The organism is Mycobacterium sp. IDUB_39 (assembly GCF_055419205.1).
Genome location: NZ_JBVAXF010000008.1, coordinates 63,941 through 77,008, shown reverse-complemented (window position 1 = coordinate 77,008; position 13,068 = coordinate 63,941). Strand labels below are relative to the sequence as shown.

Below are 13,068 nucleotides of genomic sequence, written 5' to 3'. Positions count from 1 at the left end.
CATCGCCGCCGCGGTGAAAAACGAACATCCGTTTCTTTCAGCGATACGCACGATACTAGCTGCCGCCCCAGGAGGTCGACATGTCCCTTGATTCGCGATCAGCTGCGCAGACGCGCAGCGGCGATACCACGTCGCGGTACGAAAGTGCCACCCCCATCAGCCGACAGTATTGGGAGCGGGCGCAGCGGATCTTCCCGCAGGGCGTCAGCGGACAGGCCAAGTTCTTCGCGCCTTACCCGATCTTTGTCGACCAAGCCTCCGGCGCGATGGTGACTGACGCCGACGGCCGCAGCTACGTGGACCTTCTGATGGGCGCGGGGCCACTTCTGCTTGGCCATAGCCATCCCGCCGTGGTCGCCGCGGTACGCGCTCAGGCCGAGCGGATGTTCAACCCGATGATGCCGAACTTTGCTTCCATCGAATACGCAGAGCGGCTGCAGGGCCATATGCCCCACCTGGAGCAGTTGCGCTTCGTCAACACCGGTTCGGAGGCGACGCGTTCGGCGGTGCGGGTGGCCCGCGCCGCCACAGGCCGCACCAAAATCGCCAAGTTCGAGGGTAACTACCACGGGTCGGACGATGCGTTCCTCGTGTCGACGCACGCCGTGTCGACCACCGGTAGCCCATCACGGCCAGAGCCGGTACTCGACTATGCGGGCCTGAGCCTGCGATTGTTGGACGAGACAATTGTGCTGCCGTACAACGACCCGGAGAACGCGGCGGCCATCATCGCCGAGCATGCCGACGAGCTCGCCGCTGTCATCATGGAGCCGGTCAGCTTCTCCAGCGGGGGTGCTGTGCCCGCCAGCCGGGCGTTCGCCTCCGCAGTTCGTGACGTGACGCGCGCACATGGAATTGTTCTGATCTTCGACGAAGTGTTGTGCGCGCTGCGGCTGGGCCTGCCTGGTGCTCCTGCGTATCTCGGTGTGACGCCGGATCTGGTGACGATCGGCAAGGCATTGGGTGGCGGTCTGCCGCTGGCGGCGTTCGGGGGACGGGCTGACCTCATGCAGGCGACGCTGGGTTCAGATGCAGGTGACCGCAAGATATTTCAGTCCGGCACGTTCACGGAGAACCCCATGTCCATCGCCGCCGGCGCGGCGTGCCTGACCGTTCTGGAGACAACCGACGCGATCGCGCGTGCCGACGCGGCTGGCGAGGCGCTGCGCACCGGGTTGCGTGCACTTTTCCTCCGCCACGAACTGGAGGCGGTGGTCACCGGAGTGGGCTCGATTCTGCAGATCCATCTGGGGGTGACCGAGGTCCGCAACCGACGGGACGTTCTGCGAGGTGATCTCGGGCGCACAGCGGACATCCTCCTCGGTTGCGTTGCCGAGGGTGTCCTGTGGCCGCCGATCCATCCTGCCGTCACCTCGAGCGCCCATGAGCAGTCCCACGTGGACAGGGTGCTCGAAGCCGTCGACAACGTTCTGTCCCGAACTGCCTGAGCCCAGGCGAAAGAAGGAAGCCACCGTGCGCGAAAGTCGTTACGACATACTGTTTGACCCGATCAAGATCGGCCCGAAGACGCTGAAGAACCGGTTCGTCCAGGTTCCACACTGCACACACTTCGGCACCGACTTCCCCCTGAGCCAGGCGGCATTGCGGGCGACTAAGGCAGAAGGTGGGTGGGCCCTGGTCAACACCGAATACTGTTCCGTGAGCCCCGAAAGTGATGACTTTCCGCGAAACTTCGCGCGGCTTTGGGACGAGGACGACGTCCGCAACCTCTCGGTGCTGTGCGACGAAGTGCACAAGCACGACGCCTTGGCCGGAGTCGAATTATGGTACGGCTCTTTCGAAGCGGCGAACCTGGAGACACGGGCCGCCGCCCGTGGCGTTTCGGCGGGTTACTACTCAGACGAGGTCTTCACCAAGGGCGCCTACGAGATGTCGGTTGCCGAGATACGAGAGCTGCAGACGTTCTACGTCGCAGCCGCCAATCGAGCTCGCCAAGCTGGCTTCGATGTGGTGAACATCTACGCTGGACACTTCCACACCATCGCGCACCAGTTCCTTTCGCCGTACTACAACAAGCGCACCGACGAGTACGGCGGCTCGCTGGAGAACCGGATGCGCTTTCTCCGCGAGACCGTCGAGCAGGTCCGCGAAGCCGTCAGCGAAGACTGCGCCGTGGGCGTACGGTTCGGCTTCGAAAGCCAGCGTGGTGAAGCCGGCATAACCGCCGCCGAAGAGGGTGTCCAGGTCATTCAGGCCCTCGACCATCTCGTGGACTTCTGGGACCTGCAGGTCGGCACTCATACCAACTGGTTCATCGACAGCGCACCAAGTCGCACCCACGAAGAGGGATTCAACGCGCAGTGGATGAAACAGGTGAAGCCGTACACGACCAAGCCGGTGATGGGCGTTGGGCGGTTCGTCAGCCCAGACAGGATGCTGGAGGCGGTCCGTGACGGAGAGCTCGACATCATCGGGGCCGCCCGCCCGTCGATCGCTGACCCGTTCCTGCCCCGCAAGATCGAAGAAGGACGCTTCGAGGACATCCGTGAGTGCATCGGGTGCAACATCTGTATTGGCAATGTCTGGGGCCTCAATTCGCGCCTGATCTGCACACAGAACGCCACTGTCGGCGAGGAGTACCGCCGAGGCTGGCATCCGGAGATCTTCTCGCGCGCTCGCAACGCCGACCGCAACGTGTTGGTGATCGGCGCCGGTCCGGCCGGCTTGGAGTGCGCGCGCGTGCTCGGTGAACGAGGCATGAGTGCCGTTCACATCGTCGACGCCGCGGATCGGATGGGCGGTTCTCTCGACTGGATCGCCAACCTTCCAGGGCTCGGCCAATGGCGGCGGGTGCTGGACTGGCGCGAGATCCAGCTCGCCAAGCTGCCCAACGTGGAGATCATCCTCAACACCCGGATGACCGCAGATCAGGTCCGTGACTACGGAGCGGATCTCATCGTGTGCACCAATGGCTCCAGCTGGAGCCGGACAGGTGACAACCCGCTGTCGAGAGCGGCCATACCCGGCGCGGCCGAGGCCGGCGGCCGCATCTACACCCCCGAGGACATCATGCGAGACGGGCGTGAGGTGAGCGGCCAAGACGTGTTCATCTACGACTGCGACGGCTACTACATGGCGCTTGGACTCGCCGAGAAGCTCGCCGCCCTCGGCAAGCGCGTGACGGTGGCTTCGCCGACCCCGGAACTCGGCGAATTCCTGCGCAACACAGGTGAATTCGAGGCCGTGCACCATCGCCTGCACGACCTGAAGGTGGCTCTGCTCTCCTACACCACGCTGAACTCAGTCGACAGCGACTCGGTATCGGTGAGCAACATCATGACCGGCGACCGCGCCGTCCTGCCCGCTGACAGCGTGGTCCTGGTCACCCAACGGATGGCTCACGCCGAGCTGTACCGAGATCTCACTGCAGACCCCGAGGCGCTCAGCGCTGCTGGGATCAGTGGCGTCTACCGGGCCGGTGACTGTTTGATACCGCGTAGGATCGCCGACTCCGTGTGGGACGGCCACCGGCTGGGGAGAGAGATCGACACACCCGATCCGCAGACTCCGTTGCCGTTTCGGCGGGAGAGGTTGGTGCTCGCGCCCGGCACCGTCCTTCCTGCGTCGGTGTAGGGCAACGTCATGCGCTACCTGCGAGCCCAGTCGGCGGCTGAGGCGGTCGCGATGGCGGATGCCGACGGTGCCGTCCTCCTGGCGGGAGGGACTGATCTGATCACGATGCGCGCCAACGGACTTGAGGTGAGTACTGCGATCGACATCAAGCACGCGGCGGATCTGGGCCAGATCGACATCACCGACACCCGGGCGCGCATCGGCGCGACGGCGACGATGCGGCGGGTCGCTCAGTGCGCCCGGACACCGTACTTGCAAGGGCTGTCCGATGGCGCGGGGGTCGTGGGTGCACCGCAAACCCGGGCTCGAGCCACTCTGGGCGGCAACGTCTGTCGTGCATCGCCTGCCGGTGACACCCTTCCGCCGCTGCTAGCTCTGGACGCGCAGGTGGAGATGTACGACGGCGAGGTCACGACGTTGGTGCCGCTGGCGCAGTTCATCAGCGGGCCGGGAAGGACCGTTCTTGGACGCGGTCAAATCGTGACTGCATTCCACATCGCGGCTGTGAACGGTGCCAGTGTCTACGAGCGATTCACGTACCGAGATTCGCTCGATCTCGCCGTGGTGGGTGTTGCGGTCGCGGTTCAGGTTGCCGACGGTGAGTGCACGGGAGCGCGCATCGCGCTTGGAGGGGTGGCCCCCACGCCTGTGCTTGCGCACACGGCGGCGCACCTGTTACTCGGCCGTCCGAGCGATGCCCAGCTCGCGGAAGCTGGACGCGCCGCGGCCACCGGGTGTTCGCCCATCGACGACGTGCGAGCAACTGCGGAATTTCGCAGGCACACGGTGTCCGTCCTCGTGGCGCGCATTACCCGGCGAGCGTTGCAGGCAGCAGGAGTTGGCCGATGACAGGACATGACCACGAGGTGAGGCTCGACTTCGACGTCGACGGTCAGCCGATGACTGTCGGGGTCGCCGCAGACAAGCTGCTGCTGCACACCCTGCGTGAGGACTGCGGTGTCACAGCTCCGAAGTGGGGTTGTGGAACCGGTGACTGCGGTGCCTGCTCGATCGTGCTCGACGGCCAGGCGATCGACAGCTGCCTGGTGTTCGCCGCCGAGGCTCAAGGATCGACCGTGCAGACCGCGACCGGACTGTCCCAGCTCTCTGACGGTGCAATCGTGATCGAAGAACTCGGCAAAGCCGGTGCGGTGCAATGCGGTATCTGTACACCAGGCTTCGTCGTGGCGATCACGACAGGTATCCGCGAACTAGGCAGTGCACCCGACCACGCCGAGATCACGCAATTGCTCAGCGGCAACCTCTGCCGCTGCACGGGGTACCTACCGATCTTCGCTGCTGTGCGTGCGGCGGCAAGCAGGATCAACCGGTGGCCTCTCGGCGACGAAAAGGGAACACTCTGATGCGCAGCGACGCCATGGCCAAGGCACGCGGGAAAGCGCGCTACACCCAGGACCATTACCCGCCGGGGATGCTGCACGGCGTCGTCGTCCGATCCCCACATGCCCGAGCCACGGTGATCGACGTCGACGTGAGCGCCGCGCGCCGGGCTCCCGGGGTCGTGGCCGCGTTGGGACCAGCAGACGTCCCTCAGAAGCTGTATGGCGATGTCGACCCCGACGAACCCATCCTGGCCGGCGCGGAAGTCCGTTACGTGGGCCAGCCGGTGGCTCTCGTGGCCGCGACCACCCGGGCACTGGCCGAGGCGGCCGCGCAACGTGTCCAGGTGAACTATGACGTCCACGAGCCGGTGCTCACCCTCGACGCTGCGCTGGACCCGTCCAGCCCCCAGGTCCGCAGCGGACTACCTAACGCACTGCCACCGTCGCGGGTGCTTCGGGGCGATGACCAACAGATCTGGTCCCGGGATGACGTCACGATCGTCGAGACAGAGATCCGCACCTCGCGCGTGAACCAGGGCTACATCGAATTGCGCGCCGTGCTGGCATCATTCGACGATGACGGCCGACTCCGAGTGGTAATGACCTCACAAGCGCCGTTCCAGGTGCGCAGCACACTCGCCGATCTCTTCGAGCTGCCGTTGGCCGACGTGGTAGTAGAAGTGCCCACATTCGGTGGGGGCTTCGGGGGAAAGCTGCATCAGGGACTGGCTCCGCATGCTGTGGCATTGGCCAAGGCCGCGGCACGTCCCGTGCAAGTGGTCTGCCCTCGCGGCGACGACTTGACGGCGTCGAATCCCCGTGAAGGCGCTTTCGTGCGGATGGCCTCAGCTGTCACAGCGGAGGCCAAGATCCTCGCCCGCAGGGTAGTTGGCTACTACGACTCCGGCGCGTACGTGATTGACACCCCGTACATCACCTCCATGGGCGCGATGCAGGCGTGCGGCCCCTATGACATCCCCGTGGTGGACTGCGCGATCCACGCTGTCAGTACGAACTTGCAACCGACGGGCTCGTTTCGGTCGCCGTCTGGTCCGCAGATGTCGTTCGCAATCGAGCGCCATATGGACGATATCGCTCGCCGCCTCGGCGTGGATCGGATGGAGGTGCGGAGACGAAACTTCATGACCCACGGTTCGCTGGGCCCGACGGGGCAGTTGATCATCGACCCGCCTGTCGAGGAGTGCGTGGATCGAGTCGCACAGGACCTGGCCCGCTGGCGAAGGGAGGCCAGCAAGATCTCGCTCCCGCCGGGCTACGCGCACGGCTTCGGGCAGGCCGTCTGCTGGTGGTTTACCGCACCCGGTGCCTCCGCGGTCACCGTACGTCTTGAGGAAGACGGAGGTGCGACCGTCTACACCGGGGCGACCGAGATCGGGACCGGCGCCGTGGTCAGCGGCCTCCGCAACTTGGTGGCGCAAGCCCTGGGAATCCCCGTCGGCAGAGTGCGAATCATGGGTGGAAGCACCGATGCACCGCCAGATTTCGGCTCCGAGGGCAGCCGCACGCTATATGGAGCTGGCAACGCTGCGCTGGCCGCGGTCGGCGAGGTGAAAGCCATCCTGGCTGAACACCTGGGGGTCAATCCGGGCGTGGTCGACCTATCCAACGGTCAAGTCGCAATCAGAGGTCTCGAAGGATCACGCCGGCCGCTCGGCGAGGTCGCAGCGGCAGCGGCCGCGAATGGCGCGGTGATAGGGAAGGGGCGGTTTCAAGCCGCTGCTGTCGACTACGACGAAGCGACCACATCGGACATGCGCATACCGGTCTTCCACGAACCCACGTTCCATAGTCAAGGGGCCTGGGTGATCATCGATCGCGACCTCGGCCGGGTCAAAGTCAAGAGGTACGTCGCCGCTCACGATGTCGGCTGCGTCGTTGACGCGGTGGGACTTCGGGGACAGATCGAAGGTGGCATTGTCCAAGGCATCGGCCAGGCACTTCTCGAGAGGCAGCAGATCGACGCTGCCGGACGTACGACCAACGCCAACTTCGTCGACTACCGACTGCCTACGGCCGGCGACGTGCCCGAGGAGATCGTCATCCACCCGGTCGTGAGCCGCCCGAGCGGGGAAGGCCCGAATGGGGCCAAGGGTGTTGGTGAAGCACCGATCATCCTGCCGCCGGCGGTGATCGCCGCCGCGATCGAGGACGGCGCCGGCATTGCGCTCACCACGTTGCCGATGAGCCCAGCCTCCCTGATTCTCGAGGCATATCGATGACCGAACTAGTGTGTTGACGAGCGATATAGCCCTAAGTAGTGTTGCCCCTCACAGTGGGGAAGATTCGAGGTAGGAAAAGCGTGAAGAGAATCGGAATCGATGTCGGCGGCACCTTCACTGATGTTGTCGTGTTGGACGAACAGACCGGTCAGGCAAGGTGTTTCAAAGCCGCCACCGACTATCACCAGCCCGCAGACGGGATCATGGCCGCCTTCGACGCAGCCGGAGTCAACGGCGCGGATGTCAGCCACGTCAAACTGGGAACCACGCTGGGGCTCAATGCAATCCTGACGCGGCGCGGCGCGGTAACGGGGTTGCTCACAACGGCTGGCTTCCGCGATGTCCTGGAGATTCGCCGCACGCACCGCGACAAGCTCTTCGACCTCAACGAAACCATCCCCACCCCACTGGTTCCCCGGCATCTTCGCAAGGAGATCCGCGAGCGAGTCGGTGCTGACGGGGACATCGTGACGGCGCTCGATGAGGACGGTGTGCGCGCCGCCTGGCGCGACCTGCGCGCGCAGGGTGTCACCGCGGTCGCGATCTCGTTTCTGTTCTCGTTCCGCAATGCCACCCACGAGCGACGCGCGCTGGAGATCATCACCGAAGACGGTGGCGCAGAGGCGGTGTTCTGTTCCAGTGACGTCCTGCCCGTGATCCGCGAATACGAGCGGACATCGACCACCGTGACCGCGGCGTTCGTGGCGCCGGTCGTCCGCAATTTCGTCGGCCAGCTCAGCGCAGAACTCGAGCGGCGCGACGTCGCGCCAGGCCGGCTGTCGGTAATGACGAATTCCGGCGGGGCCCTGGCCGCTACGGCGGCTGCAGGATCACCGGTACCCACCCTGATGTCCGGGCCAGCCGGCGGAGTGTCGGCCGCGCGCTGGCTCGCGGTCCAAGCCGGGAAGCCCAACGTACTGACACTCGACATGGGCGGCACAAGTTGCGATGTGTCGGGAATACAGGCCGGCGTGCCTGACGAGCGCCTCGACATGAGCGTCGGCGGCCTTGACATCGCCTACCCGACCTTCGACCTCCACACCATCGGAGCGGGCGGCGGGTCGATCGCCTGGCTTGACACCGGTGGTGCCCTGCGGGTGGGCCCCGCCTCAGCCGGCAGCACTCCCGGTCCAGCGTGCTACGGCCGCGGTGGAACCCAGCCGACCGTCACCGACGCCAACCTCGTGCTGGGCCGCTACAGCGAGGGCACGCCGCTGGGCGGCCAACTCACCCTGAGGCTCGATGCGGCGCGTGAGGTCATCGACCGCCACATCGCCGGCCCCATGAGCATTTCGATCGAGAAAGCAGCGGCCGGCATCGTCCGCCTGGTCAACGCCACGATGGTCAATGCGGTGCGCACGATATCCGTGCAGCGTGGTCGTGATCCGCGCTCGTACGCGCTGGTTCCCTTCGGCGGCGGCGGACCGGTCCACGCCCTCGACATCGCTGACCACCTCGACATCAACACGGTCATCGTCCCGCCGTTCCCTGGCTGTACTTCGGCCTTTGGCGCCACCCTTGCGCAGCCCCGCCGCGACGCGCTGCGTTCCATCAACAGGCCACTGGTCGAACTCGAGGTCTCCGCGGTGCACACGGCCGCGCTCGACCTTGTCAATGAGGTCAGCGAGCTGCTCCTAGAAGAGGACTACGAGCGCGACGCGGTGGATTTCGAGCTCTGGGCCAACTTGCACTACGCCGGGCAAGCGCACGAACTGGCGGTGCGCCATGACGGACTGGAGATCACCGCTGAGTCCCTGGGCGCGCTCATCACCGCCTTCGGCGATACCCACGAACGCCAGTACGGTCATCAATTCAACGATGTACCAGTTGAATTGGTCACTCTGAGGGTCACCGGTATCGCTCGGCAAACCAATCCCGACGTGTCATGGGAATGGGCCAAGGTCGAGTCCAGCGGCGAGGCGTCCACTCGTCGGGTCTACTTCGAATCGTTGGACGACTTCGTCGAAGCAGCGGTTCTCGATCGTGGCGCTGTCGAGATCGGCGAGCGCGTGGACGGCCCTGCAGTGCTGCATCAAGAGGATGCCACGACTCTGGTCCCGCCGGGATGGGGAGCGGTGCGCGATGCGGGCGGCAGTCTGATTATCACGAAGGAAGGTGCATGATGACGGCGATCGACCCAATCACGCTGCAAGTCATCGGTCACGGCCTGACCTCGATCTCCCGCGAGATGGGCGTCACGTTGTCCAGGACATCTTGTTCACCGATCTTCAACGAAGGCAACGACTACTCGTGTGCAGTCTTCGACGCCATGGGACAGATGGTCAGTCACGGTGAATTTCTGCCGATCCACCTGGGGTCAATGGCTTTCGCCACCGGTGCAGTGACCGACGCGTTCGGCGAAGAGGGCCTCGATCCTGGCGACATGGTGATTCTCAACGACCCATACCTGGGTGGAACTCATCTGCCCGACGTAACCCTCGTCGCCCCGATCTTTCATGAGGGTGAACTACTCGGCTACGCCGTCAATCGGGCACACCACCTGGATATCGGCGGCACCGCTGCTGGAAGCTTTTACTCCGAAGCGCGTGAGAACTACCAGGAAGGGCTGCGGATAGCGCCGATCAAGCTCGTCCGCGGCGGCGTACTTGACCTGCACCTGCTGGACCTCATCATCGGCAACACCCGACTGCCCGAGCAGTTGCGAGTGGACCTGCAGGCCCAGATGTCTGCTAACCGCACCGCCATTCGGCGGCTCACCGAACTAGCCGAACGCCATGGTGCCGGCCAAGTGGCGGCGGCGATGACGATGATTCTCGACCAGTCGGAGCGCCGCACCCGTGAGGCCATCAGTCGATTGCCTGACGGTGACTACCAGGCGCAGGACTTCATCGACAACGACGGAATCACTGATATTCCGCGCGCCATCAACGTAACCGTGCGCATCCGCGGCGACGAAGCCGAGGTCGACTTCACCGGCTCGTCCGAACAGGTTGACGGGCCCCTCAACAGCGTGCTGGGCTACACCCACGCTGGTGTCTACATGGTCTTCCAGGCCGCCACTGACCCTGACATCGAGCCCAATGCCGGGTGTTACCGTGCGATCAAAATCATTGCCCCGCAGAGAAGTATCGTCAATCCACGTTTCCCGGCGGCCTGTACCGGTGGCAATGAGGTCACCTGCGTGATCCACAACACGGTGTTCCGGGCGCTGGCCACCATCCCTCAGTCGGACGACGGCGGTCCACAAGTGATGGCGTGTGATCACGGCTCCTCCAACAACATGATTATCAGCGGCAAGGATCCGCACACGAAGCGCCGGTATGTCATCTATGAATACCCCGAAGGCGGCTGGGGCGGTAACCGTAACCGTGACGGACTCAATGCCGTCTGGTCGATCGTTGGCAACACGTGGAATGTACCGGTCGAGGTCGTCGAGGATCGCTTCCCAGTTCGGGTGGAATGTTATGAACTTCGCACCGACAGCGGGGGCCCGGGAGTCCATCGCGGCGGGCTCGGCATTCGCCGAGACCATCGCGTCCTCGACCACGATGCCGCCGTCTCGATTGTGGCCAACCGAGTGCGGATACCACCGTGGGGTCTCGACGAGGGTCTTGCCGGCGCGCCCGCAGCGTTCACGATCAATCCAGGGCAATCCCACGAACGCCCCGCCGCACCGGAGTTCGGTAGCAAGGCCTACAACGTCGCGGTCAACGCAGGCGAGGTTATCTCTCAATGCACCGCCGGCGGTGGTGGCTGGGGCGACCCAGCCAAGCGCGCTCCGGCTGATGTCGCAGCGGACGTCCTCGCGGAGTATGTGTCGCCGCGGCAGGCTCGGGAGATCTATCTCGTCGCCCTGTCCGACGATGGTCAGGTCGACGACGAGGCGACAGCAGCGCTACGGGCTGAGCGCGGCGAAGCGCCGCGAGTCGAAAGTGCTGCCCAATGACACTGGAGGCCGAACGCGCCGTGAGCGTCGAGGTCGCTGCCGCGTATTTCGCTGAGATGTCTCTGATCCGGCGCTTCGAGCAGGCCGCCTACCGCGGCTACGAGCAGGGCGATGTGCACGGCACCGTGCATGTGTCGATCGGGCAAGAGGCCGTCGCCGTGGGAGTCGTCGGCGCGCTGCGCCCCGAGGACACAGTTCTAAGCCATCATCGAGGTCACGCCCATGCCTTGGCCAAAGGTGTGGACCCGAACCGACTGATGGCAGAACTGTGCGGTCGAGTCGACGGAGTGTCACGCGGCAAGGGCGGCTCGATGCATGCCACCGACATTGAGCACGGATTTCTCGGCACGATGGCCATCGTCGGCAGCGCCATTCCGCTGGCCACCGGCGTGGCACTCGCCCACAGACGCCGGGGCCGGGGAGACGTGTGCGTTGCCTTCTTCGGCGACGGCGCGATCAACCAGGGTGTCCTCTACGAAAGCATGAACCTCGCCGAGCTGTGGGCGCTGCCAGTGGTCTATGTGTGTGAGAACAACGCATTCGCCATCACCACTGCGTATTCCGACTCGACCGCAGGCCCCGGCCTCGTCGCACGCGCACAATCATTCGGTCTGGCAGCCGAATCCGTTGACGGCCAGGACGTCTTAGCGGTACGTGAGGCGGCCGCGCGGATGATCGCCGCAGCACGCGAGGGCAGACCGGCGGTACTCGAGGCCCTGACCTACCGGTTCATGGGGCATTCCCGGGGCGACCCGGCACACGGCGTGTACCGGACCAAGGACGAACTCAACGAGTGGAAGCAGCGCGATCCAATCGACCTGATAGCCCGGGCAGGTGGCCTCGACGCCGACCTCACAAGCGAACTCGACAACGATGCTCGACGTCGCGCCGACCAAGCGCTGGATTTCGCGCGTGACAGCGCGATGCCAGGACCAGAAGAACTGACGAGAGGTGTCGCGCGATGACCGCAGCGGCAGAGTCGCTCACCGACACCGGCCAACCCTCAACCGCGCAGCACAGTTTCGCCGAGGCACTATGCGCCGCGCAGGAAGACGCGATGTTCGTCGACGACACCATCGTGTTGCTCGGGCAGGACATTCGGGCGGGCTTTCCCTTCGGCGCGACCAAGGGATTGGTCGACCACTTCGGGGCCGACCGAGTGCTCAACACGCCCATCTCGGAAGCAGGGACCATGGGGTGCGGTGTCGGCGCCGCGTTGGGCGGATTGCGCCCCGTCGTCGAGGTCGACTTCTCCGGCTTCTTGTTGCTCGGCCTGGACCAACTGATCAACAACGCCGCCAAACTGCGCTACATGAGCGGCGATCAGGTCAGGGTTCCCCTCGTCGTACGGGTTGGACAGGGGCCCCTCGGCTCGTTCGCCGCCCAGCATTCACAGACCCAACATGCTTACCTCTCGGCCGTTCCGGGTCTGACGGTGCTCGTGCCAGCCGACGCACAGGGTGCCTACGACGCGATGCGGTGGGCGTTGATCCAGGAAGACACCGTGGTGGTCCTTGAAGACATGCGCCTCTACCGCGCGCCAGGACCTCTCGTGCGGGGCTCCGTACCCAGATCGATGACGTCGACCACGCACCGACGCGGAAGGGACGCCACCGTCGTGACCTACGGCTACGGAGTCAAGGTGGCATTGGAGGCGGCATCGCGGATGGCCGATGAGAATGTCGACATCGAAGTGCTCGGTCTGGACAGCCTGAGCCCGCTCGACATCGAGGCGATCGCCGAGTCAGCGCGCCGAACCCGCCGAGTTCTGTGCCTGGCCGATGACCCCCCGCTGTTCGGAGTCGCCTCGACGCTGGCCGCAGTGGTGAACACCGAAGCCTATGACGTGTTGGCAGCTCCGCCTTTATCCCTGGGCAGCCGCCCGGTGCCGACCCCGTACACCCCGGCGTTAGAGAAGTTGGTCTTCCCCGACGCCGATGGCGTTGTCGAGGCTCTCCGCCGCCTGACCTCCTGGGAGGAGTGA

General features: G+C 64.9%; 9 protein-coding genes. All 9 read left to right on the top strand.

From position 1 onward, the window contains the following. Positions 1-80: 80 nt before the first annotated feature. Positions 81-1,448, top strand: a complete 1,368-nt coding sequence (locus ACZY0X_RS26510) for an aspartate aminotransferase family protein (RefSeq protein ID WP_463774672.1) — start codon at positions 81-83, stop codon at positions 1,446-1,448. Positions 1,449-1,473: 25 nt separating this feature from the next. After that, entirely contained in the window at positions 1,474-3,594 is a 2,121-nt protein-coding gene (locus ACZY0X_RS26505; RefSeq protein ID WP_463774671.1) for an oxidoreductase, read from the top strand. 9 nt (positions 3,595-3,603) lie between these two features. After that, the gene (locus ACZY0X_RS26500; RefSeq protein ID WP_463774669.1) at positions 3,604-4,443 is read left to right on the top strand and encodes an FAD binding domain-containing protein; all 840 of its coding nucleotides are present in this window, start codon (positions 3,604-3,606) and stop codon (positions 4,441-4,443) included. Beyond that, a complete protein-coding gene (locus ACZY0X_RS26495; RefSeq protein WP_463774668.1) occupies positions 4,440-4,958 on the top strand; it encodes a (2Fe-2S)-binding protein in 519 nt (172 codons plus the stop codon). Before ACZY0X_RS26500 ends, ACZY0X_RS26495 begins: the two co-directional genes overlap by 4 nt. Beyond that, positions 4,958-7,177, top strand: a complete 2,220-nt coding sequence (locus ACZY0X_RS26490; protein ID WP_463774666.1) for a xanthine dehydrogenase family protein molybdopterin-binding subunit — start codon at positions 4,958-4,960, stop codon at positions 7,175-7,177. Before ACZY0X_RS26495 ends, ACZY0X_RS26490 begins: the two co-directional genes overlap by 1 nt. Before the next feature lie 80 nt (positions 7,178-7,257). Continuing rightward, complete coding sequence (locus ACZY0X_RS26485; protein WP_463774665.1) at positions 7,258-9,300, top strand: hydantoinase/oxoprolinase family protein; 2,043 nt, start codon at positions 7,258-7,260, stop codon at positions 9,298-9,300. Continuing rightward, positions 9,300-11,084 carry a hydantoinase B/oxoprolinase family protein gene (locus ACZY0X_RS26480; RefSeq protein WP_463774664.1) on the top strand — a complete coding sequence of 595 codons (1,785 nt, stop codon included), beginning with the start codon at positions 9,300-9,302 and terminating at the stop codon, positions 11,082-11,084. Before ACZY0X_RS26485 ends, ACZY0X_RS26480 begins: the two co-directional genes overlap by 1 nt. Continuing rightward, entirely contained in the window at positions 11,081-12,049 is a 969-nt protein-coding gene (locus ACZY0X_RS26475) for a thiamine pyrophosphate-dependent dehydrogenase E1 component subunit alpha (RefSeq protein ID WP_463774662.1), read from the top strand. Before ACZY0X_RS26480 ends, ACZY0X_RS26475 begins: the two co-directional genes overlap by 4 nt. Next, entirely contained in the window at positions 12,046-13,068 is a 1,023-nt protein-coding gene (locus tag ACZY0X_RS26470; protein WP_463774661.1) for an alpha-ketoacid dehydrogenase subunit beta, read from the top strand. The genes ACZY0X_RS26475 and ACZY0X_RS26470 overlap by 4 nt, the downstream gene beginning before the upstream one ends.